We start from the raw sequence: 22,913 nt of genomic DNA on the forward strand, positions 1-22,913 counted from the left end.
GGGCCTCACTGCATTGGAACTACCGTACCCATGAGTACTGCCGCCAAAGCTCCAGCCAAACCCCGCGGTAAAGCCCGCGCTGCTGTGGCCGAAACCGACGCCGTCTCCCTTGAACCGATCCTGGCTGCGGTCCGCAAGCGCGTGCCCAAGGCACGCCATGCGGAAGCCGAGGCCTTCGTGAATGCCTTCTACCGTCGCATGAGCGCGGATGAACTGCCGCAGCACGATGCCGACGGCTGGGCCGCGCTGGCCATGGATTTCCTGGACTTCGCGCGCACGCGCAAGCCGGGCACCGCGCTGGTGCGCCTGTTCAACCCCACCTGCAAGGAGCAGGGCTGGGAGTCGCCGCACACCGCGCTGCAGATTTCCAACGACGACATGCCGTTCCTGGTGGATTCGGTGACGATGGCGCTGGCCGAGCACGGCATTGGCGTGCATGTGCTGGGCCATCCGGTGGTCAAGCTGACCCGCGACAAGGCCGGCAAGGTCTCCACGGTGGGTGAGGGCGTACCCGAGTCGATGATGTGCCTGGAGATCGATCGCCAGGCGCCGGAGTCGATGGCAGCAATCAAGACGCTGGTCGATGAGGTGCTGGAAGACGTCCGCGCCATCGTCGCGGATTGGTCGAAGATGCGCGACAAGATGACTGGTGTCGCCAACGACCTGGTCAACCGCACGATGCCGGTCGACGAAGCGGGCCGCGTGGAAGCTCAGGAGTTCCTGCGTTGGGCGTCGGACAATCACTTCACTTTCCTCGGCTACCGTGAATACGAAGTGGCGAAGGAAGGCGGCAAGGAAGTGCTGCGTGCGGTGAAGGACACCGGCCTGGGCCTGCTGCGGGGCAAGGAAGTGGGCAAGCCGCGCCTGCTGACGTCGCTGGCAGCGCACTACATGCCGCAGTCCGGTTCGGTTGATGCGCTGATCCTGACCAAGACCAACGCACGCTCCACCGTGCATCGCCCGGGCTACATGGACTACATCGGCGTGCTGACCTTCGACAAGGACGGCAAGCCGGTGCGCGAGGAGCGCTTCCTCGGCCTGTATACCTCCAGCGCCTACACCCGCCGGCCGTGGGACATCCCGCTGGTGCGCCAGCGCCACGAGTACGTGATGGCCCAGTCCGGCCTGGCGCCGGACAGCCACAGCGGCAAGGCGCTGCGCCACATCCTCGAGACGCTGCCGCGCGACGAGATGTTCCAGGCCAACGAGCAGGAACTGCTGAGCACTGCCAGCGGCATCCTCGGCCTGCAGGAGCGCGTGCGCAGCAAGCTGTTCCTGCGCCGTGACCGTTATGGCCGTTTCTTCTCCGGCCTGGTCTACATCCCGCGCGAGCGATTCAACACCGACGTGCGCCTGCGCATCGAGGCGATGCTCAAGCGCGTGCTGCACGGTGAACACATCGACTCGTCCGTGGTGATGGGTGAGTCTCCGTTGGCCCAGTTGCACCTGATCGTGCGCCCGAAGTCGGGCGAAACGGGCGAGGTGGACAACGTCGCGATCGAAACCGAGCTGGCCGCCATCGTGCGCAATTGGCAGGACGACCTGCGCGAAGCGCTGGTCAAGCGCCACGGCGAGGAAAAGGGCCTCAAGCTGGCCAACAGCCTGGGCCGCGCGCTTCCGCGCGGTTACATCGAAGGCGCTTCGGTGGCAGTCGCCGCCGATGACGTCGAGAACCTGTCCGCGCTCAAGGGCGAGGACGACCTGCGCCTGAGCCTGTATCGCGCATACGGCATCGGCGACCTGCGCCTGAAGTTCTACCGCCTGGGCTCGGACCTGCAGCTGTCCGACGCGCTGCCGCTGATGGAGAACATGGGCCTGCGCGTGCTCACCGAGCACCCATACCGCGTGGCGGCCGGCGACACGATCGCCTACATCCAGGACTTCGATGTGGCCGTGGCCAGCAAGGACCTGGACGTCGAGGCCAACCGCGCGCAGTTCGAGGATGCCTTCGTTCGCGCGTGGCGCGGCGAAGTGGAGAACGACGCCTTCAACCGCCTGGTGCTCGGTGCGGGTCTGTCGTGGCGACAGGTCGCCATGCTGCGCGCCTACTGCAAGTACCTGCTGCAGGTGGGCGTGCCGTTCTCGCAGCATTACGTGGAAGAAACCTTCAACCGTTACCCGCTGCTGGCTCGCATGCTGGTCGAGCTGTTCGAGGCCCGCTTCGACCCGTCGACGGGCAAGGAGAGCAAGGCCGAGATCAAGGCGGGCATGGAGCAATTCACCCGCCAGATCCAGGCACTGGCGGGCGGCGACGAGGCCGTGATGGCGGTGGTCAAGCCGGTTATCGATGCCCGCGCCGGCAAGCGCGAAGCGCAGACCGAGGCTGCACGCGCTGCCCTGCTGGGCCTGCTGGACCGCGTCAGCAGCCTGGACGAGGATCGCATCCTGCGCAGCTTCATCGGCGTGATCGAAGCCACGCTGCGCACCAGCTACTACATGGATCGCAAGGACGGCCTGCGCGCCGATGGCGGCCCGGCCGACTATGTCAGCTTCAAGTTCGACTCGTCCAAGGTGCCGGACCTGCCCAAGCCGCGTCCGTACCGCGAAATCTTCGTGTACGGCCCGCGCGTTGAAGGCGTGCACCTGCGTTTTGGGCCGGTCGCCCGCGGCGGCCTGCGGTGGTCGGACCGCCGCGAGGACTTCCGCACCGAGGTGCTGGGCCTGGTGAAGGCGCAGATGGTGAAGAACACCGTGATCGTGCCCGTGGGCTCGAAGGGCGGCTTCTTCGCCAAGCAACTGCCGGACCCGAGCGTGGACCGCGATGCGTGGTTCAACGAGGGCGTGGCCTGCTACAAGCGCTTCATCAACGGCCTGCTGGACATCACCGACAACATCGTCGACGGCAAGATCGTGCCGCCGCTCAACGTGGTACGCCACGACAACGACGACCCGTACCTGGTGGTGGCCGCCGACAAGGGCACCGCGACGTTCTCCGACACCGCCAATGGCATCGCACGCGCACACGGCTTCTGGCTGGACGACGCGTTTGCCTCGGGTGGCTCGGTGGGCTACGACCACAAGGGCATGGGCATCACCGCGCGTGGTGCGTGGGAGTCGGTCAAGCGCCACTTCCGCGCCATGGGCCGCGACAGCCAGAAGCAGGACTTCACTGCGGTGGGCGTGGGTGACATGTCGGGCGACGTGTTCGGCAACGGCATGCTGCTGAGCAAGCACATCCGCCTGCTGGCCGCGTTCGACCATCGCCACATCTTCCTTGACCCGAACCCGGATGCCGCGGTGACGTTCAAGGAGCGCCAGCGCATGTTCAAGCTGCCGCGCTCCAGCTGGGCCGACTACGACGCCAAGCTGATCAGCAAGGGCGGAGGCGTGTTCCCGCGTTCGGCCAAGTCGATCCCGCTGTCGGCCGAAGCCAAGGCGGTGCTGGGCATCGACGCATCGATCGCGGCGATGAGCCCGACCGACCTGATGAGTGCGATCCTGAAGGCACCGGTGGACCTGCTGTGGAACGGCGGCATCGGCACCTACGTCAAGGCGGCCAGCGAGACCCACGCCGACGTCGGTGATCGCGCCAACAACGCCCTGCGCGTGAATGGCCGCGACCTGCGCTGCAAGGTGGTGGGCGAGGGTGGCAACCTGGGCATGACCCAGTTGGGCCGCATCGAGGCCGCCCAGCACGGCGTGCTGCTCAACACCGACTTCATCGATAACTCGGCGGGCGTGGACACCTCGGACCATGAGGTGAACATCAAGATCCTGCTCAACGACGTCGTGCAGTCGAAGAAGCTCACCGTCGAGGGCCGCAACAAGCTGCTCGCGGCGATGACCGACGAAGTCGGCGAGCTGGTGCTCAACGACAACTACCGCCAGAACCAGGCCATCAGCCTGATGGAGCGGATGAGCCTCAGCCGCCTTGGCTCCAAGCAACACTTCATCCGTACGCTGGAATCGCAGGGCCTGCTGGACCGCCAGATCGAGTTCCTGCCGTCCGATGCCGAGATCAGCGACCGCAAGTCGCGCGGCCAGGGCCTGACGCGTCCGGAACTGTCGGTGCTGCTGTCCTACTCCAAGCTGGTGCTGTTCCAGCAGTTGCTGGACTCCAACGTGCCGGAGGACCCGTACCTGTCCAAGGAACTGGTGCGCTACTTCCCGCAGCCGCTGCAGGAGAAGTACGCCAAGGTGATGGAAGGTCATCGCCTGAAGCGCGAGATCATCGCCACGGCCGTGACCAACTCGATGGTCAACCGCATGGGCGCGACATTCACCCTGCGCATGACCGAGGACACCGGCCGCACGCCGGCCGAGGTGGCCAAGGCCTACACCATCGCCCGCGAGGCGGTGGATGCGCGTGGCTTGTGGGCGCAGATCGACGCGCTGGACGGCAAAGTGCCGGAGAGCGTGCAGATCGACGCACTGAAGACCATCTGGACGCTGCTGCGTTTGATGAGCCGCTGGATCCTGTCGCGCCCCGGCGCGATCCCCGAGATCACCACGGCGATGGCCCGCTACGGCGAGGGTATCAAGTCGGTTCGCGAAGCGCTGCCGGGCGTGCTGTCCGATGCCCGCCGCGCGGCGTATGACGCGCGCCTGGCCGAGTGGAAGGCCAAGGGCGTGCCGACAGCGCTGGCGACCCAGCTGGCTGCGTTGCCGACGCTGGAATTCGCCTGCGACATCGTCGAGATTGCGCAGGCGCGCAAGCTGACCCCGACCGACGCGGCCAAGGGTTACTTCGCCCTCGGTGCGGCGTTGCACCTGCCGTGGCTGTACGAACAGGTCGACGCGCTGGACGTGGATGGCCGCTGGCAGGCGTTGGCCCGTGGGGCGCTGCGCGACGAGCTCGGCACCCAACAGCGCAGCCTGGTCAGCCAGATCCTGGCCGGTGGTGGCAAAAAGTCGCCGGAAGCGAAGGTGGAGGCGTGGATGCAGCGTGACGACTCGACCCTGCGCTTCACCCTGACGATGCTCAACGACCTGCTCAGCCAGAAGTCGCTCGACTACCCGACCTTGTCGGTCGCCGCGCGTCGCCTGGCGCAGCTCGCCTCGGCGGCGGAGTAAGCGAGGCGGGTGTAACGGTCGCGGCTGGACTCCGGGTTATGCTGTCCGCATGACCCGGAGCCTCCGATGACCCAGACGCCCCGCATCGCTTTCCTGGCCAGTCACACCGAAGACGCCCAGAGCGCGCTCGCCCAGCTGGTCGAGCGCCATGGGCAGCATGCCCCCGCCGAGGCTGATGTAGTGGTGGCCCTGGGCGGCGATGGCTTCATGCTGCAGACGCTGCACCGCCACGGCACGCTGGGCAAGCCCGTGTACGGGATGAAGCTCGGCACGGTGGGCTTCCTGATGAACCACCACAGCCCCGACGGGCTGCTCGAACGCCTGCAGGCGGCCGAGCCGGCCGTGCTGCGCCCGCTGGAAATGCTGGCGCAAACTGAATCGGGCGCCACGGTCGGGTCGTTGGCCTACAACGAGGTCTCGTTGTTGCGCCAGACGCGGCAGGCAGCGCACATCCGCATCGAGCTCAATGGGCAGACGCGGCTGGACGAGCTGATCTGCGACGGCGTGCTGGTGGCCACGCCGGCGGGCAGTACCGCCTACAATTTTTCCGCGCACGGACCGATTCTGCCATTGGGTGCCAACGTCATGGCGCTCACGCCAATCGCCGCCTTCCGGCCGCGTCGCTGGCGCGGCGCGGTGCTCAAGGCCGACACCGAGGTGCGTTTCCAGGTGTTGGACCCGTACAAGCGGCCAGTCAGTGCCACCGCGGATTCGCACGAGGTGCGCGATGTGGTGGAGGTGGTGATCCGCGAGTCGCATGACCGCACGGTCACGCTGCTGTTCGACCCGGAGCACAACCTCGAGGAGCGGATGTTGGCGGAGCAGTTCACCAGCGGGTGAGGTTTCAGGGGGGCGGGTATCGGCAGGTCCGGGCATTCGCTCCACGAGATTCGCTCGGTGCCCGAACCTGCCGATACCCGCCCTCCCACGGTGTGGTCGAAGTCCAGAGCAAAAGCAACGGCTCTTGGTCCCCCTTCACGGCCTGGGCGCGAACCGGTTGGTCCGCGAACCAAGCGAGTATCGGGGAGCGACTTCGCGGACCAACCGGTTCGCGCGTCCCATACCGTCTCAGCGGGCGAGACCAAGAGGCGGCACAATACCCCCATGCCAGACGCCAATGCCGACCCGCTGATCGTCGCCATCTCCTCGCGCACGTTGTTCGACATGGAGGACAGCCACGCGTTGTTCGAACGCGAGGGGCTGGATGCCTATGCCGACTTCCAGCGTAGCCATGAGGACGACATTCTGCGGCCGGGCGTCGCCTTTCCGCTGGTACGCAAGCTGCTGGGCCTCAACGAAGGTGCGCCCCCGGAAGCGCCGCGGGTGGAGGTCATCCTGATCTCGCGCAACTCGGCGGACACAGGGCTGCGTATCTTCAACTCGATCGAACACCATGGCTTGTCGATCAAGCGGGCGGCGTTCAGCAATGGCGCGCCACCGTACCCGTACATCAAGCCGTTCGGCTCCGACCTGTTCCTGTCCGCCCATGCCGAAGACGTGCGCGCCGCGTTGGCCGCGGGCATCGCGGCTGCAACGCTGTTGCCTGCGCAGGCGCAGCAGCACCGCCATGACCAGCTGCGCATCGCCTTCGACGGTGACGCGGTGATCTTCGGTGACGAGGGCGAGCGGGTCTCGCGCGAAGGCGGGCTCGCGGCCTTCGCCGCCTATGAGCGGGCGAATGCAGGGCAGCCGCTGTCAGGTGGGCCGTTCCGTGGGTTCCTGGATGCGTTGCATCGATTGCAGGCCGCGTTCCCGACCGGCGAAGCCGCTCCCATCCGCACGGCGCTGGTCACGGCGCGATCGGTGCCGGCGCACGAGCGGGTGATCCGCACGCTGCGCGATTGGGGCATCCGCTTGGACGAAGCGCTGTTCCTGGGGGGGCGGGCGAAGGGCCCCTTCCTGGAGGCGTTTGGCGCCGACATCTTCTTCGACGATTCCGAGCACAACATCGTGTCGGCGCGCGATCACGTCGCCGCCGGCCACGTGCCCCACGGCGTGGCCAATCCGCGCTGAAATTGCGGCTTATTCGCCGGGGAGTGCCATGGCATCCAACGGCAGGCGGATGTCGGTGACGCGCCAGCGCAAGCCATCGCGGGTCATTCCCACCACCAGCGGTCGCTCCGACTCCGGATGCAGCGTGATGGTGAAGCGCGAAAGTGACTCGAAGCGGTACTTGGCACCTTCCAGCGGGTCGCTGGGGCCGGTGTGCGCGTAGCTGTCGCCCGGGTCGATGCCGGAGCCGGTCACGCGATGCAGCAGGCCGCGGCCTTCGATCAATGCGCCCAGGCCTGCCGGCGTGGCCAGCACCTCGACCAGCCCATTGGTGAGGCCACCGGCCATCCGCACGGCCAGGGCACCGAGCAGGCTGGACTGTGCATCCGCTCCGGCGCGGCGGACCAGGTGGTCGTCCAGTTGCTGCTTGAAGTTGGCGCGCAGCGCGGGGAAATCGATGTGCTGCGACAGGGCCGCGGTGTCCTGTGCCGCGACGGCCTTGCGCATCTGATGGACGGCCAGGAACGGACCCGACGCCCAGACACCCAGCAGCAAGGCCAGGATCACGAGGCCGACAGTCAGCAGCTTCTTCATTCCACATACTCCTCGGTGCGTTGCCCTGAGGATATCCGCTGACGGAACGACCGTGCCGAGGCAAGCAGCACGATGCAGCCCACCAGCGTGGCCAACGCGGCGGCGACAAATGCCCATCGCCCCCCGCCGTGCTGCCAGGCCACCGACGCCAGGCCCGCACCGAGCACCCCGCCAATCCCGCCGCTGAAGCCATACAACAGTCCCTGCGCGGCCACCATGTCGTGGCGTTTGGGAAACAGCTCGGCCATGCGGCGCATGCATCCGGCATGGAACGCGGCAAAGCTGAGCGCGTGCCCGGTCTGCGCCACGGCCATCCAGCCAAAAGAGGGCCCCAGCCACGCCACCATCAGCCAGCGCGCCACGGTGAAGGCCATGCAGGTCGCCATCACGCGCCAGGCGCCAAAGCGTTGCAGCAGTTTCGGCGCCAGCCAGAACATGGCCACTTCGCAGATCACGCCGATGGCCCACAGCACGCCGACGGCAGTCCCGTCGTGGCCTTGCGCCTGCAGGTGCAGGGTATAGAACACATAGAACGGGCCGAAGCCCAGTTGCATCAACAGCGTCACCAGCAGCAGGCTGCGGACGCCCGGCCTTCGCCACAGAGGGCGTGGGGCGCGCAGTGCGTCGCGCGCGTTCGCGCCGACGCCTGAGTCCGAATCCGAGTTGGTGGCCGCAGGGGCTGAGTGTGCTGGCTGCCCGTCCGCTGCGGACATTGCGGCCGCTGGCGGGGGCGGGCTACTCGAGCCGGTGGAACGCGGGTGATGCGGACGGTCGTGCCGATGCAGCCACGCGGCAGCCGTGGTGAGGGCCAGCCACGGCAGCGTCAGCCAGACGAACGCGCCTTCGCCCAAGCGGTCCAACAGCCAGCCGTAACTGGCCGCCACCACGAGAAAGCTGATGGAGCCCCAGACCCGGATGCGCCCATATTCGTGGCTGCGATGGGCAAGCGCGGACAGCGTCATCGCTTCGAACTGCGGCATCACCGCGTTGAAGAACAGCGCGAACCAGGCAATGGCAAGGAAGATGGGCACGACACCGGTCGCGCCGGCGAGGGCCGCAAAACCCAACAGGGCCAGCAGGCATCCCGCCACCAGCCAGCGGCCTGGGACCGCGCTGCGGGCCGACCAGAGCGACCACGTGGGCGGTGCCAGCATGCGGCCGCCGTACCAAAGCGCCAGTGCGGCGCCCACCACGTAGCCGCCGTGCCCTTGGGCGACCACCCAGCGGCCAATGTAGGGGGTGAAGGCACCCAGTGCCCCGAAGTACCCCAGGTAGAACAGCGAGTAACGTCGAAAATCCGCGGGCGACACCGTCAGAACTCGAGGTCGAGGGCGGCGCAGAGGTAGTCGGTGAAGGGGCCGAGCGCGGCGAGGTCCTTCTCCACCGTCTGCAGCAGGCGCGGCCCGGTCATCAGGTCATCGTCCAGCGCCCGGAATGCCACGAAATTCTTGCGGCGAAGGTCGTCCGCGAACTCGAAGTCGTCGGGAAAGCCGCGCGGCATGCGCACCAGCATCTCGCTGTCTTCCAGATCGAAGCGTTTGCGGAACGTCGGGGCGTGCGCCGCCGCCTTCCAGCTGCCCGGGTTGTCAACGATGAAGTGGCGCACCTTGCGCACGGTCTCGGTCTCCGGGTGCCACAGTCCAGCGCCGATGAAGCAGTCGCCCGGTTGCAGGTGAAGGTAGAAAGACGGTGCAGCGACTTCGCGCCGGCGCTCATGGAACAGCCGCGCGCCCTGCCACGGCTTGTATGGCGCCTTGTCGTTGGCAAAACGGGTATCGCGCTGGATGCGGAACAGCGATCCACCCACCGGTCGCGAATCGGCCCGGAAATTCGGGCTGATGGCGGCCAGCGCCGGCTGCAGGTCGGTGAGCAGCCGCTGGAAGGGCGCGCGCACGTGGCTTTCGTAATCGGCCTTGTGCGACAGGAACCACTCACGGTTGTTGTGCCGGGCCAGGCCGCGCAGGAACTTGAAACTGGCGTCGCTGAAGTACTGGCTCATGGTAGGGCGTCGACGGGCGGGGCGACAGTATTGCGCGCGTCAGGACAAGCCTGCATCAAGATCGTTGGTCCAGGCCTCGATCTGGTCCAGAAGGGCCAGCTGCCTTGGATCGAGATCACCATGGGCCCGCAGTTCGCCCAGTTCCTGGCGGACGCTGTCGAAGGTGTATTCCGACAGACCGGCAGTGCCGCGCAGGCGTCGGCGGCGGAAGTCATCCCAGCGTTGCCGCTCCTCCGGCGTCAGTGTGGCCGGCCAGTTGCGCGCCCGATAGCGGAACAGCAGCTCGGACAGGCGCTGGTCGCGGAATGGAATGCTGCGCTCGCCCAGCGATTCCGGCGGCGTGGAGCGTACGTCCTGCAACAGACGCTTGTCGCCATCGGCCAGGAATCCGTCGTAGAGCGAGGCATCCGCGTCGGCGGGTGCGCGCGGTTCGTCCTTGCCGAAGACGCGCCGCACCTTCTCGGCGAGGGCGGGGCCGACGGCCTGCAACCGCCTGGCGTTGGCGGCCACCGCCTCGGGGTCAATGCCCAGGCGCTCGAAATCCGGTTGGCGCAGGTGCTGCCATGCCATCAACGCGGGGCAGCGGTTGAGGTGCAACTCCTTCAACGCAACGCGCTCCTGGCCCGGCGCCAGTTGTTCGGTGCGCAGGTACATCGTGGCGGCGATCTCGTCGGGGTCGCGCTCCAGTAGGGCCAGCGGATCCTGCGTCAGATCGAACACGATGATGCGGTTGTCGATGCGCGGGTGGCGGGCGATCGGGAGCACCGGCGCCGCGCACAGCCGGTTGGCGGGGTAACGCTGCGAAATGTGCAGCAGGGGCGTCATCGCCGCCACGTCCACCAGGCTGGCGGCAAAACGCTTGTCACGCAGCCGCAGCGCGTACTCCCAGAGCCGCGGTTGCGCGGCCTTGAGCTTGCGTGCCAGTCCGATCAGGGCCCTGACGTCCGACAGGGCCTCGTGGGCATCGCCTTCGCGTACGCCATTGGCCTCGGCCAGGTGTTCCAGCTTGAACGATGGGTCGCCTTTGTCGTTGCGCGGCCAGACCAGTCCTTCCGGGCGCAGGGCGTGGGCCATGCGCAGTACGTCCAGCAGGTCCCAGCGCGAATTGCCGCCGCGCCACTCGCGCTCGTAAGGGTCATGGAAGTTGCGGAACAGCCCAAAGCGGACGAATTCATCATCGAAGCGCAGCGAGTTGTAGCCTAGGCTGCAGGTTTCCGGCCGCGACATCTCATCGTGGATGAGGGCAAAGGCCGCTGCTTCGCTCATGCCATCGCGCAATGCCTGCTGCGGCGTGATGCCGGTGACCAGGGTGGCGCCGGGCGATGGCAGCAGGTCGTCCGCTGGCCGGACATACACGCTGATCGGTGCTTCGATCTCGTTGAGATCGGTGTCCGTGCGGATGGCCGCGAACTGCGCGATGCGCGTGGTTCGCGGGTCCTTGCCAAACGTCTCCAGGTCGTAGAACAGGAAGCTCGCGGGCATCGGCTCAGTCGCGCGGCAGCGGGGTCAGGCGTTCGCGGACGGTGGCATCCACGAGGCTCCAGTCCAGCGAATCGAGTGTGTCGTGACCGCGGGTCAGGTCCACCAGCAATTGGCGCTGCAGTTGTCCGCGCTCGAAGGCAACCGCGTACGGCATGCGCTGGAAGGTCACCATCGCGTAGCGCGGCATGAACCGGTCCGGGTGACGCTCCGCCAGCTTGAGCTCCAGTGCGCGCTGCAGCAGGTAGTCGTCATCGTCTACCCGATCGCGCATCTCGAGGTAGTTCTCCAGCGCCATCTGCTGGATGGCGCGGGCATTGGGCAGGCGCTCGGCCTGGAACGAGGCAAAGGCCGACGCGAGGTCGGTGTCGCGATCCACGTGTTCCGCCAAGGCCACGCAATCCTCGAACGCGCAGTTCATCCCCTGGCCATGGAACGGCACCATGGCATGCGCGGCATCGCCAATCAGCACGGCACGACCATCCAGGTGCCAACGATCCAGATAGAGCGTCGCAAGCAGCCCGGCGGGGTTGCGTTCGAAGTCGTCCTCCAGCTCGGGGATCAACGGCAGCGCATCGGCGAAGTCGCGCTCGAACAGTGCGCGCGCATCGGCACCGGTGCGCACGGTGGCAAAGCTCGGATCGCCTTCGTTGGGCAGGAACAGGGTGACGGTGAACGTGCGCTCGTCGTTAGGCAGGGCGATGCACATGTAGCGCCCGCGCGGCCAGATATGCAGCGCGTTGGGCTCGATGCTGAAACTGCCGTCCGGAGCGGGCGGAATCTCCAGTTCCTTGTAGGAGTGGCCCAGGAACTCGGTGCGCTCACCAAGGTCGCCCTCACGGGCCATCGCCGTCCGCAGTGACGAACCCGCACCATCCGCCCCGACCAGGGCGTTGAAGCCCACCGCATGTGAAGTGCCGGAAACGTCATCAGTGAAGGTGGCGATGCGCGACTCGAAGTCCACGCTGTCCAGCCCACGGTGGAAGTGGAGGCGGGCACCGGCCTGCTCGGCAATGTCGAGCAGCACGATGTTGAGATCACCGCGATGCACGGACCAGATGACTTCGCTGTCGTCCTTGCCGTAGCGCTGCAGGTCGGTGCGGCCATCGCGGAAATGCACCATGCGGCCACGCATCATCACGGCCTGCGCCATCACCTCGTCGTCGCCCGAGGCCAAGCGCAGGGCGTGGCGGCCGCGCTCCGCCAGCGCCAGGTTGATCGATCGTCCGCCTGCGTAACCCTTGACCCGCGGGTCGCCACGCTTCTCGTACACGTCCACCTTCCAGCCGCGCTGGGCGAGCAGGGTGGCGAGCAGGGCACCGGCCAGGCCGGCGCCAATCAGGGTGATGTGTCTTTCAGCGGGCATCGCGCCAAGCCTCCACCGTCCGTGCAAAGCGCAACACGTCGGCATGGGTGTTGTAGAGCGGAGCAGGGGAAATGCGGATCACGTCGGGCTCGCGCCAATCGCCGAGCACGCCGTTGGCCGCCAGATAATCGAACAGCGCACGCCCCTGCGGCCGGCCGCCGACCACGCGAATCGAAAGCTGGCAGCCACGACGTGCAGGTTCGGTCGGCGTCACGATCTGCAGCACATCCGGGAGGCGCTGACGGATCAGGGTTTCCAGATAGCCGGTCAACGACTCGGAGCGGGCCCGGAGCGTGGGCATGCCCACCTCGTCGAACAGCGCCAGCGACGCCCGCAACGGCGCCACCCCAAGGATGGGTGGATTGCTGAGCTGCCAGCCATCCGCACCGGGGGTCGGCACGAAGTCCGGCCCCATGCGAAAACGTGTCGATGCATCGTGGCCCCACCAGCCGGCAAAACGCGGACGCTGCGTGTGGGCATGCCGCTCATGCACGAAGCATCCGGCTACCGCCCCCGGACCCGAATTGAGGTACTTGTAGTGGCACCACACCGCGAAGTCCGGTCCCGCGTCGTGCAACTGCAGGGGCAGGTTGCCCACGGCATGGGCGAGGTCGAAGCCGCACAGCGCGCCCTGCGCGTGCGCGAGCCGGGTAATTTCTGCGAGATCGAATGCCTGTCCGGTGCGGTACTGCACCCCGGGCCACACGACCAAGGCAAGCCGCGGACCGTGCTCGGCGATGGCGCGCGCAATTGCTTCCATCGAGAACGTGCCATCGGCTTCATCGGGCTGCAGCTCGATCAGGTCGGTGGCCGGATCGAATCCGTGGAAACGCACCTGCGACTCCAGTGCGTAGCGGTCGGACGGGAACGCGCCTGCCTCCATGAGGATGGCCGGGCGTTCCGCGGTGGGCTGGTAGAAGCTCACCATCATGAAGTGCAGGTTGGCGGTCAGCGAGTTCATCGCCACCACTTCGGAGGGCAGCGCACCCACCAGACGTGCGAGCGGATCACGCACCAGTTCGTGGTAGGTCATCCACTGCGCCTGCCCGGTGAAATGACCCTCCACCGCTTCCACCGCCCACTTGTCCAGGACCTCGTCGACGTGCGCACGCGCGCCACGGGGCTGCAGGCCCAGCGAATTGCCGACGAAATAGGCCATCTCGCGGCCTTCGTGGTGCGGAATCAGGAAGTCGGCGCGGCGCGAGCGCGGCGCAACGGCATCGAGGTGGGCGGCGTGGGCGTCGGAAAACGGATCGGCATGCGCTTGGGTGGTTACGTCGGTCACGTAAGGAGTTTCCATGTCCCAGGCGGGACAGTCGGTCAATGGGGCGGGGTCAGGTGAAGCGCGACATCGGCAGGCCGAGCCACTCCAAGGCCGTGCCGTGGTACAGCCGGGCCTGGTCGTCGGCAGACAAGGCCAGCGAGGCGATACCAGCCCCCGGCTCCTGTTCGCCCAAGGGGAACGGGTAGTCGGTGCCCAGCATCACCCGATTCGTGCCGCAGGTGTCGAGCAGATAGCGCAGCGCCCGGTCGTCGGCCACCCACGAATCGAAATACAGTTGCGCCAGGTAGTCGCGCGGATTGCGCGGGTTGTCCGTGGCGACGAGGTCCGGGCGCATGTTGAAGCCGTGTTCGATGCGACCGATGGTGTACGGGAAGCTTCCTCCGCCGTGGGCGAGGCACACCTTCAGCTTGGGCAGGCGTTCCAACACGCCCCCGAAGATCAGGCAGCAGGCGGCGCGCGATTGCTCGGCCGGCATGCCCACCAGCCACGGCAACCAGTACTTGGGCATCGACGGCGTACCCATCATGTCCCAGGGGTGCACCAGGATCGCGGCGCCAAGCTCGGCGGCGGCCTCGAAGAAATCGAACAGTTCCGGTGCGTCCAGGTTCCAGTCGTTGACGTGGCTGCCGATCTGCACGCCCTGCAGGCCCAACTGGTCCATGCAGCGCTCCAGCTCCTGGATGGCCAACCGCGGCGACTGCATGGGCACGGTTCCGATGCCTGCGTAATGGCGCGGATAGTCGCGGCAGGCCTTGGCCATGTGGTCGTTGAGCGCCTGGTGCAGCTCCAGCGCGTGGTGCGGCTTGGCCCAATAGCTGAACATCACCGGCACGGTGCTGATCACCTGCACCTGCACCCCGAAGCGGGCGTAGTCGTCGATCCGCTCCTGCGGATCCCACGTCTTCGACCAGACCTCCCGGAAGAACTTGCCGTCCTTGTAGATGCGGTGCCGGCCGTCTTCCGTGTGGTGGATGACCGGGAATCGCAGGTCGCCATACTTGCGCGCCAAATCCGGCCAGTCACGAGGCAGGTAATGGGCGTGGGTGTCAATCTTCAGCATCGCGCGTCCATGGTCAGGTGATGTCCGCCTGCGAGTCAGCCTGCAGCTCGTAACGGCTGGGTCGGGGATTCAGGGTGCCGCACTGGGGGCAGGTGCGCAGTGCGTCGTCGCGGTAAAAGCGTTCGAAGATGCGGAAGAAATCCTGCTCGATGTCCACGAGGTGGAAGCCTTCCTCGAACAACTTGTGGTTGCAGTTCACGCAGAACCACATCAACGCGTCATCCTCGTGGGCGAGCCGCTTGCGCTCGATCACCAGGCCGACCGACCCAGGCATGCGCTGCGGACTGTGCGGCACGCGCGGCGGGAGGTAGAACATCTCGCCGGCACGAATGGGGATGTCACGCGGCGCGCCATCTTCCTGGATGCGCAACACCATCTCCCCCTCGAGCTGGTAGAAGAACTCCGGTCCTTCTTCCCAGTGGTAGTCGGTGCGCGCATTCGGCCCGCCGACAATCATCACGATGTAGTCGTCGTCGACGATGCACTTGTTGCCCACCGGCGGCTTGAGCAGGTGGCGGTGTTCGTCGATCCAGGCCTGCAGGTTGATCGGGGCGGGCAGCATGGCGGCAGATCCTGGTGGCTGTGGTCAGGCGGTGGGCTGGGGCCCATCATGCAGCACCGCGACGCACTTGAGCTCGATCGCGATCGGCGTCGGCAGGGCGGTGATGCCCAAGGTGGTGCGGCAGGGTGCGGTGTCGATGTCGGGGAAGTACTCGGCCCAGATGGCGTTGTAGGTCTTGAAGTCCCGCGCCATGTCGGTCAGGTACACGGTCACGTCCACCAGGTCGGTGAAGCGCGCACCACTGGCTTCCAGCACGGAGCGGACGTTGTCGAACACGGCATGGGTCTGGGCGGCGATGTCGTAATGCTTGAGGCGACCATCGGCGAAGTATTCATTACCCGGGATGTGATCGCCGTCGGGGTGCCGCGGACCAATGCCCGACAGGAACAGCAGGTTACCCACGCGGCGCGCATGCGGGTAGCGGCCAACTGGCCGAGGCGCGCTGTCGGTGCGGATCACATCGGTCATCTCAGGTAACCCCACAGCCGTCAGCGATGCGGGCCAGCGACAATGCATAGGTCGAAGCCAGTTGTTCCTGTCTGTTCATGCTGATGCCCAGGTCGTTCACCCGCCCGTTGCCGAGGCTGTACACCCAGCCGTGCACGGTCAGGTCTTGGCCGCGGGTCCACGCATCAAGCACGATGTTGGTGTGGGCCAGGTTCACCACCTGCTCCAACACATTCAGCTCGCACAGGCGGTCGTGCTGGTCGCGCTCACTCTTGAAGCCATGCAGGCAACGCGTGTGCTTGTCGGCGACGTCGGCGACATGGCGGATCCAGTTGTCCACCAGTCCCAGTCGCTGGCCCGTCAGGGCCGCGTGGACGCCGCCGCAGCCGTAGTGGCCCACCACCATGATGTGCTTGACCTTCAGCACGTCCACTGCGAACTGCACCACCGACAGGCAGTTCAGGTCGGTGTGCACCACCACGTTGGCGATGTTGCGATGGACGAAGACCTCGCCTGGCGCCAAGTCGGTGATCTGGTTCGCCGGCACGCGCGAATCGGAGCATCCAATCCATAGGTACTCCGGCGCCTGCTGTTTGGAGAGCCGTTCGAAGAACCCCGGGTCCTCCTCGCAGATTCGTTCGGACCAGGCGCGGTTGCGTTCCAGCAGTTCGTTGAGCGGGTTCATCAGATCCTTATCCAATATTGAGTCCGACGTTCTTTGCGTCGGTGAAGAAGCGCATGGCTTCCAAGCCGCCTTCGCGGCCCAGACCGGAAGCCCCCACGCCACCAAACGGCGTGCGCAGGTCGCGCATCAGCCAGGTATTGATCCACACCATGCCCACCTGCAGCTTCGCCGCCATGCGGTGTGCGCGGTTGAGGTCGCGCGTCCACACGCTGGCCGCCAGTCCGTATTCGCTCGCGTTGGCCAAGGCTAGCGCCTCGTCATCGCTGTCGAAGGGCTGCAGGGTGGCGACGGGGCCGAAGATCTCATCGCGGTTGCTGGCGCAATCAGGTCCCAGCCCATCGACCACGGTGGGCGCCACGAACCAGCCAGGCCGGTCGAGGGCGTTGCCTCCGCACAGCACATGGCCACCTTCATCGCGGAGCCGTGCCAGCGCGGCGGTGACCTTGTCGAAATGCGCCTGCGATACCAGCGGCCCCATCTGGCTGTCATCGTCCATCGGGTCGCCCACGCGCAGCGCCAGTGCGCACTCCACCAGTGCATCCCGGAACTCAGCGTAAATGCGGCGCTCGACCAGGATGCGCGATCCGCACAGGCAGATCTGGCCGCTGTTCTGGAACGCGGACCGGACAATGGTGTCGAGGTGGTCGCGCCAGTCGCTGTCGGCAAACACCAGCGTGGGGTTCTTGCCGCCCAACTCCAGCGACACCTTCTTGAGCATGGGGGCGGCCAGACCAGCGATGCGCTTTCCCACCGCCGTGCTGCCGGTGAACGACACGGCCTTGACCCGCGCATCCATTACCAGCGGCTCGCCTACCTCCGGTCCGAGCCCGTGCACGATGTTGAGCACGCCCTTGGGGAACCCCACCTGCTGCATCAACTCGCCCAGCATCGTCGCGGTCAGGGGCGTGACTTCGGACGGCTTGGCCACGACCGTGTTGCCGGCAGCCAATGCCGGTGCGATTTTCCAGGTGAACAGGTACAGCGGCAGGTTCCACGGCGAGATGGTCGCCACCACGCCCAGCGGTTGCCGCAGCGTGTAGTTCAGGCCGGCCTGTCCGTGGTGGGACTCGCTGGCGAACTGCGTGGCGGCGTGGGCGAAGAACCGCAGGTTGCTGACCGCGCGCGGAATTTCCGCCTCCCGAGCCAGCTTGATCGGCTTGCCGCCGTCCCGCGACTCGGCGTGGGCGAAATCTTCCAGCCGCGCCTCGAGGGCGTCGGCCAGCCGTTCCATCCAGCGCGCGCGTTCGGTATGGGGCAGCGCAGCCCAGGCCGGCGCGGCGGCTTCCGCGGCGGCTATCGCCGCCTGCACATCCGCGGTGTTGCCCCGTGCGACCTGGGCGAAAACTTCGCCCCGCGCCGGGTCAAAAACATCGAGCCACTGCCCTCCGGAGGGGGCGCGGTATTCACCGGCAATGAAATGACCGAGACGCATCCGGTTAATGTACCAGTCGCGTCAATCCCTCCGGCACGGTATGGAGGAGGTGGGTCTCAATGGTCCGCCGATCCCCTTGATCGGAAGGTGCGCACCGGCAAACGCCTCGTTGCCACGAGCGGGCCGCATCTCCGATGCGGCTACAGGGACCGGGTGCGACCGCCGTCGACCGGCAGGTTCACGCCGGTGATGTAGCCCGCGGCCGGCGAGCACAGGAAGGCAATGGCGGCTGCCGTTTCCTCGGGCTTGGCGAAACGGCGCATCGGGATCTCCGCCACCATCTTCGCGAACACGGCCTCACGGCTCTGTCCGGTCTTGGCTGCGGTGGTGTCGATGATCTGCTCGATGCGCGGCGTCTCGGTGGAGCCGGGCAGTACGTTGTTGACGGTGATGCCCTTGACGGCCAGTTCGGTGGCCAGCGTCTTGGCCCAGCTGGCCACCGCCCAGCGGGTGGTGTTGGAAACGCCCAGCCCGGAAATCGGTTCCTTCACCGAGGTCGAGATCACGTTGACGATACGGCCGTAGCCATCGCGTTCCATGCCGGGGATCACGGCCTCGGCCAACACGTGGTTTGCCAACAGGTGCTGGCGGTAAGCGGCTTCGAACGCGGCAATATCGGTGCCATGCACCGTGCCAGGCGGCGGGCCGCCACTGTTGTTGACCAGGATGTGGACCGGCTTTCCGGCTGCCAGCGCTTCCACTTTCGCGCGCAGCGCTTCAGTGTCCGTGGCGTCGGCCGAAATCCAGCCGTGAACCTGTCCGGCCTGCGGGCGGGGCAGGGCGGTCGCCACTTCGCCCAGCACGTCTTCGCGACGGGCGAGAAGGGTGACGTCGGCGCCGAGTTCGGCAAGGGCCTTCGCGGTGGCCAGGCCGATGCCTTGCGTGGCGCCACAAACCAGCGCGTGCTTGCCAGACAGGTTCAGGTTCATCTCAGTCTCCAGCGATGGGGGCGGCTAGTCGTGCGCGCATCAATTCGGCAGTGTCGCGGCTCGACTCGCGCGCTGAAATCGCCAATTGGTCGGACACGGCGACCCGGTTTGCCTGCGGGTGGTTCTGGTTGAGCTTGAACTTCATCGTGATCCGCGCCACCTCGACGCGGAAACCGACGATGCCGCGCAACTGGTTGCGGTGATCCTCGCGATCCATCTCGAATCGCCAATCGCTGCCAACGGCCGCTTCATGCTGGAGGCTCAACCGGTCCACGATCCCGGCCAATGCGCCTTCATCCGTGAAGAATTCCAGTACTCCCTCCAGGTGGGCGACGGCATAGTTCCACGTGGGAACCCGGGCCTCCTCCTCCTTGTCCGGATACCAGCCCGGTGACACATAGGCGTTGGGGCCGTGCACGATGGCCAGGCACCGGCCCGCGGTGCGACGGACGGGGTTGGCACGGGACACATGCCCCTGAAGCTGCACCCGGTCGCCATCGCGGTGGTACAGCACCGGCAGGTGATTGGCCTCGGCATGACCGTCGCTGACCGTGACCAGCGTGATGAAGTTGTCACGCCCGACCAGTGCGTCCAGTGCCGCGAGATCCGTCTCGACGAAGGTGCGAGGCTGATGCATGGCAGGCTAGTGGCGGGATGGCAGTTTCTGGACCATCAACTCACGCAGCTGGGCGTCATCGGCCGACTGGGGTGGCACCAACTCATCCAGCGCCAAGCCGCGTGCGGCCGCGTCATCCGCGTCCATGCCCTCCAGCGCCACGTACTCCGCATCCATCAGCGCCGCGCGAGCGCTGTCCTCGCTGTCGTAGGGCTGGGCGTTGCCATCGCTGTCGAACACCTCGGCGGTGCCCGCGTCGAGCACGCGCAGCCGCGCCCAGACCACCGTGCGGCCCAACGTGGCCAACCACCATTCGTCACGCGTGCTCATGCCGACACCACCATGGACAACAACCAGAGCAGACCGCCTGCCACGAGGCCGCCGATGATGCACATCAGCGAAATGCGGGCCGGCGTGGCCAGCCCGTTGAGGTTGCGGTCGTTCGCTGCGCGGTAGCCGCCGCGCAGCAGCCACCACAGCGACGCCGGCTTGGCGAACGCCAGTTCGCCCAGGTTGCGCTGCAACTCCGGATGGCGGTCACGCACGTGCACCAGGGTCAGCGGCCAGAAGATCGCAAGCGCGGTGGCACCGGCGATGGCCAGCGCCAGGCAGCAGAGGGCCAAGAACAGGATCACCGATCAGAACTCCGCACTGCCCGGTGCGCGCGGGTAGGGGATCGCGTCGCGGATGTTGGACAGGCCGCACACGTAGACCACCAGGCGTTCGAAGCCGAGGCCGAAACCGGCGTGCGGCACCGTGCCGTAACGGCGGAAATCGCGGTACCACTCGTAATGCGCCGGATCGAGGCCGAACTGCGCCATGCGCGAATCGAGCACGTCCAGGCGCTCCTCGCGCTGCGAACCGCCGATGATCTCGCCGATACCCGGCGCCAGCACGTCCATCGCCGCGACGGTCTTGCCGTCGTCGTTGAGGCGCATGTAGAACGCCTTGATGTGCTCGGGATAGTTGGTCACCACCACCGGGCGACCGACATGCTCCTCGGTCAACCAGCGCTCGTGCTCGGTCTGCAGGTCCAGCCCCCATTCCACCGGGAACTCGAACTTCTTGCCGGCGTTCTGCAGCAGCTTGATCGCGTCGGTGTACTCGATGCGTTCGAACGGCGCGTTGACGAACTTCTCCAGGCGCGTGATCGCATCGGGCTGCACGCGCTCGGCGATGAACGCGAGGTCATCGGCGCGCTCGGCCAGCACGGCACGGAACAGGTACTTGAGGAAATCTTCGGCCACGCGCGCATCTTCAGCCAGGTCGGCGAAGGCGATTTCCGGCTCCACCATCCAGAACTCGGCCAGGTGGCGGGTGGTGTGGCTGTTCTCGGCGCGGAAGGTCGGGCCAAAGGTGTAGACCTTGCTCAGCGACAGGCAGTAGGCCTCCACGTTGAGCTGGCCGGACACCGTCAGGAAGGTCTCCTTGCCGAAGAAGTCGCGGCTGAAGTCGACCTCGCCCTTGGGCGTGCGTGGCAGGTTGGCCAGGTCCAGCGTGGAAACGCGGAACATCTGGCCCGCGCCCTCCGCATCGGACGTGGTCACGATTGGAGTGCTGATCCAGTAATAGCCCTGCTCGTGGAAGAAGCGGTGCACGGCCTTCGCCAGACAGTCGCGGATGCGGGTGACCGCACCGAACAGGTTGGTGCGCGGGCGCAGGTGCGCCACTTCCCGCAGGAATTCCAGCGAGTGCGCCTTGGGCTGGATCGGGTAGGTTTCCGGGTCATCGACCCAGCCCACGACCTCGACCTTGCTGGCCTGGAGTTCGTAGGCCTGGCCCTGGCCCTGCGACTGCACCAGCGTGCCGGTGGCGATCACCGCGCAGCCGGCCGTGAGGCGCTTCACCTCGTCCTCGTAGTTGGACAGGGTATTGGGCGCCACCACCTGGATCGGCGCGAAGCAGGAGCCGTCGCTGACGTTCACGAAGCTCAGCCCGGCCTTGGCGTCGCGCCGGGTGCGTACCCAGCCGCGGACCGTGACTTCTCCGCCAGCGGGCACCTTGCCCGCGAGCGCCTGCGAGACGCTGACCACCGTCATGCCTTGAATCCTTGCCGCAAAGGGCCGATATGGGGAAAGAGGTCGAGTTTACCGGTTGCCGGCGCGTGCTTGCGAGTCGGCGGCCAGTTTCCGACGCTGACGTGCCCGGTGGGCGTTGCCGGTCCTGTCAGGGTCCTATCCGTATACTGTTGCCGTACTTCTGGAGTCGTCCATGGCCGTCACCCTCAGCCCCGCCGCCCTTGCCCGCGTGCAGCGCTACCTCGTCGAGACCCCCGAGGCCGTCGGCCTGCGCTTTGGCGTCACCAAGACCGGGTGCTCGGGCTGGCAGCACACAGCGGACCTGGCCAAGGATGAGCGTGCTGGCGACACCGTCTTCGAGCAGGAGGGCGTGCGCATCTACGTGGACGCCATCAGCCTGCCGCTCGTCGACGGCACCGAGATCGACCTGGTCAAGCAGCGCCTGGGCGAGCAGTTCGTGTTCCGCAACCCCAACGTGGCCGACGAGTGCGGCTGCGGCGAGAGCTTCACCACCACGGTACACGCGGCCTGACCCAGCCCTGGGCAGGGGCCGGATCTGGCCTCCCGCCCGGCTTCCTCGTTTGCGTCTAAGTCCGCGTCCTGCCATACTTTCCGGCTCCCGCGGCCTTGGCTGCAGGAGCCCCTTGCCCGACCGCGCCCGGCATCCACCCGATGCGAGGGTGGCGGAGGGCTGAACAGGCCAGCTTTCGCCGGCCTTCATCCACAAGGAACAACACAATGCGTCATTACGAAGTCGTGTTCCTGGTCCACCCGGACCAGAGCGAACAGGTCCCGGCCATGATCGAGCGCTACAAGGGCTTGATCGAGAACGGTTCGGGCACCGTTCACCGCCTTGAAGACTGGGGCCGCCGCCAGCTGGCCTACCCGATCGAGAACCTGGTCAAGGCGCACTACGTGCTGCTGAACATCGAGTGCAACCAGAGCGTGCTGAACGAGCTGGTCGACGGTTTCCGTTTCAACGACGCCGTCCTGCGCCACCTGGTCATGAAGCGTGACGAGGCCGACACCGAACAGTCCCTGATCATGAAGTTCAAGGACGAGAAGGGTGACAAGCCGGAGCGTGGCGAGCGCCGCCGCCGTGACGACGAAGGCACCGACGCCGGCACTGCCGCCGACGAGTCCACCGACGACAACGCCGAAGCCGCCTGAGGATCACTGACATGTCCAAGTTCTTCCGCCGCCGCAAGTTCTGCAAGTTCACCGCCGAGGGTGTCAAGGAGATCGATTACAAGGATCTCAACACCCTGCGCCAGTACCTGACCGAGACCGGCAAGATCGTCCCGAGCCGCGTCACCGGCACCAAGTCGAAGTACCAGCGCCAGCTGTCGACCGCGATCAAGCGCGCCCGCTTCCTGGCCCTGATCCCGTACACCGACAATCACAACGTTTGATTGGCGCACCTGCGGGGCCATCCC

Annotated in this window: 22 protein-coding genes; 6 read left to right on the forward strand and 16 right to left on the reverse strand. The window is 66.5% G+C overall.

Annotated features, from left to right (window positions below; translation table 11 throughout):
* Positions 1–30: 30 nt before the first annotated feature.
* From N800_RS06495 to N800_RS06505, 3 genes are all read left to right on the forward strand, one after another.
* On the forward strand, positions 31–5,013 hold the full coding sequence (locus N800_RS06495) for an NAD-glutamate dehydrogenase (RefSeq protein WP_052107979.1): 4,983 nt from the start codon (positions 31–33) through the stop codon (positions 5,011–5,013).
* A gap of 66 nt (positions 5,014–5,079) precedes the next feature.
* Positions 5,080–5,853, forward strand: coding sequence for an NAD kinase (locus N800_RS06500; protein WP_036136172.1), 774 nt, complete (start codon positions 5,080–5,082; stop codon positions 5,851–5,853).
* Positions 5,854–6,117: 264 nt separating this feature from the next.
* Positions 6,118–7,026 (forward strand): 5'-nucleotidase, encoded by a 909-nt coding sequence (locus N800_RS06505; RefSeq protein WP_036136174.1) that lies wholly within the window; start codon positions 6,118–6,120, stop codon positions 7,024–7,026.
* Positions 7,027–7,035: 9 nt separating this feature from the next.
* Here the strand turns inward: N800_RS06505 and N800_RS06510 are convergent, their stop codons facing one another.
* From N800_RS06510 to asnS, 16 genes are all read right to left on the reverse strand, one after another.
* Positions 7,036–7,599 (reverse strand): DUF2939 domain-containing protein, encoded by a 564-nt coding sequence (locus N800_RS06510; protein ID WP_036136177.1) that lies wholly within the window; start codon positions 7,597–7,599, stop codon positions 7,036–7,038.
* Positions 7,596–8,909: an MFS transporter gene (locus tag N800_RS06515; RefSeq protein WP_036136179.1), complete on the reverse strand. Its 1,314-nt coding sequence runs from the start codon at positions 8,907–8,909 to the stop codon at positions 7,596–7,598. The genes N800_RS06510 and N800_RS06515 overlap by 4 nt, the downstream gene beginning before the upstream one ends.
* Before the next feature lie 2 nt (positions 8,910–8,911).
* Positions 8,912–9,598, reverse strand: a complete 687-nt coding sequence (locus N800_RS06520) for a DUF2461 domain-containing protein (RefSeq protein WP_036136181.1) — start codon at positions 9,596–9,598, stop codon at positions 8,912–8,914.
* 39 nt (positions 9,599–9,637) lie between these two features.
* Entirely contained in the window at positions 9,638–11,080 is a 1,443-nt protein-coding gene (gene sbcB / locus N800_RS06525) for an exodeoxyribonuclease I (RefSeq protein ID WP_036136182.1), read from the reverse strand.
* A gap of 4 nt (positions 11,081–11,084) precedes the next feature.
* Positions 11,085–12,443: an FAD-dependent oxidoreductase gene (locus N800_RS06530; RefSeq protein WP_036136185.1), complete on the reverse strand. Its 1,359-nt coding sequence runs from the start codon at positions 12,441–12,443 to the stop codon at positions 11,085–11,087.
* Positions 12,433–13,728 (reverse strand): kynureninase, encoded by a 1,296-nt coding sequence (kynU, locus tag N800_RS06535; protein ID WP_036136304.1) that lies wholly within the window; start codon positions 13,726–13,728, stop codon positions 12,433–12,435. The genes N800_RS06530 and kynU overlap by 11 nt, the downstream gene beginning before the upstream one ends.
* A 49-nt stretch (positions 13,729–13,777) precedes the next feature.
* On the reverse strand, positions 13,778–14,788 hold the full coding sequence (locus N800_RS06540; RefSeq protein WP_036136187.1) for an amidohydrolase family protein: 1,011 nt from the start codon (positions 14,786–14,788) through the stop codon (positions 13,778–13,780).
* A gap of 13 nt (positions 14,789–14,801) precedes the next feature.
* The gene (locus N800_RS06545; RefSeq protein WP_036136190.1) at positions 14,802–15,350 is read right to left on the reverse strand and encodes a 3-hydroxyanthranilate 3,4-dioxygenase; all 549 of its coding nucleotides are present in this window, start codon (positions 15,348–15,350) and stop codon (positions 14,802–14,804) included.
* A gap of 24 nt (positions 15,351–15,374) precedes the next feature.
* Positions 15,375–15,818 (reverse strand): RidA family protein, encoded by a 444-nt coding sequence (locus N800_RS06550; protein ID WP_036136193.1) that lies wholly within the window; start codon positions 15,816–15,818, stop codon positions 15,375–15,377.
* Between the two features lies 1 nt (position 15,819).
* Positions 15,820–16,482: a carbonate dehydratase gene (can, locus tag N800_RS06555; protein WP_036136196.1), complete on the reverse strand. Its 663-nt coding sequence runs from the start codon at positions 16,480–16,482 to the stop codon at positions 15,820–15,822.
* A gap of 7 nt (positions 16,483–16,489) precedes the next feature.
* Entirely contained in the window at positions 16,490–17,914 is a 1,425-nt protein-coding gene (locus N800_RS06560; RefSeq protein ID WP_036136198.1) for an aldehyde dehydrogenase, read from the reverse strand.
* Between the two features lie 140 nt (positions 17,915–18,054).
* Entirely contained in the window at positions 18,055–18,843 is a 789-nt protein-coding gene (locus N800_RS06565; RefSeq protein ID WP_036136200.1) for an SDR family oxidoreductase, read from the reverse strand.
* A 1-nt stretch (position 18,844) separates the two neighbouring features.
* Positions 18,845–19,480 (reverse strand): FMN-binding negative transcriptional regulator, encoded by a 636-nt coding sequence (locus tag N800_RS06570; RefSeq protein WP_036136202.1) that lies wholly within the window; start codon positions 19,478–19,480, stop codon positions 18,845–18,847.
* Between the two features lie 6 nt (positions 19,481–19,486).
* Positions 19,487–19,789: a hypothetical protein gene (locus tag N800_RS06575; RefSeq protein ID WP_036136204.1), complete on the reverse strand. Its 303-nt coding sequence runs from the start codon at positions 19,787–19,789 to the stop codon at positions 19,487–19,489.
* Entirely contained in the window at positions 19,786–20,094 is a 309-nt protein-coding gene (locus N800_RS06580) for a hypothetical protein (protein WP_036136208.1), read from the reverse strand. The genes N800_RS06575 and N800_RS06580 overlap by 4 nt, the downstream gene beginning before the upstream one ends.
* 3 nt (positions 20,095–20,097) lie before the next feature.
* The gene (asnS, locus tag N800_RS06585) at positions 20,098–21,498 is read right to left on the reverse strand and encodes an asparagine--tRNA ligase (protein ID WP_036136211.1); all 1,401 of its coding nucleotides are present in this window, start codon (positions 21,496–21,498) and stop codon (positions 20,098–20,100) included.
* A 172-nt stretch (positions 21,499–21,670) separates the two neighbouring features.
* Between asnS and N800_RS06590 the strand changes: the two genes are divergently transcribed.
* The 3 genes from N800_RS06590 (at position 21,671) to rpsR (ending at position 22,889) form a co-directional block, all read left to right on the forward strand.
* Positions 21,671–22,009 (forward strand): HesB/IscA family protein, encoded by a 339-nt coding sequence (locus N800_RS06590; RefSeq protein ID WP_036136214.1) that lies wholly within the window; start codon positions 21,671–21,673, stop codon positions 22,007–22,009.
* 206 nt (positions 22,010–22,215) lie between these two features.
* Positions 22,216–22,647 carry a 30S ribosomal protein S6 gene (rpsF, locus tag N800_RS06595; protein ID WP_036136217.1) on the forward strand — a complete coding sequence of 144 codons (432 nt, stop codon included), beginning with the start codon at positions 22,216–22,218 and terminating at the stop codon, positions 22,645–22,647.
* Between the two features lie 11 nt (positions 22,648–22,658).
* Complete coding sequence (gene rpsR / locus N800_RS06600; RefSeq protein ID WP_036136221.1) at positions 22,659–22,889, forward strand: 30S ribosomal protein S18; 231 nt, start codon at positions 22,659–22,661, stop codon at positions 22,887–22,889.
* Positions 22,890–22,913 lie beyond the last annotated feature (24 nt).

This window comes from Lysobacter daejeonensis GH1-9 (assembly GCF_000768355.1).
Lineage (GTDB): Bacteria > Pseudomonadota > Gammaproteobacteria > Xanthomonadales > Xanthomonadaceae > Aerolutibacter > Aerolutibacter daejeonensis.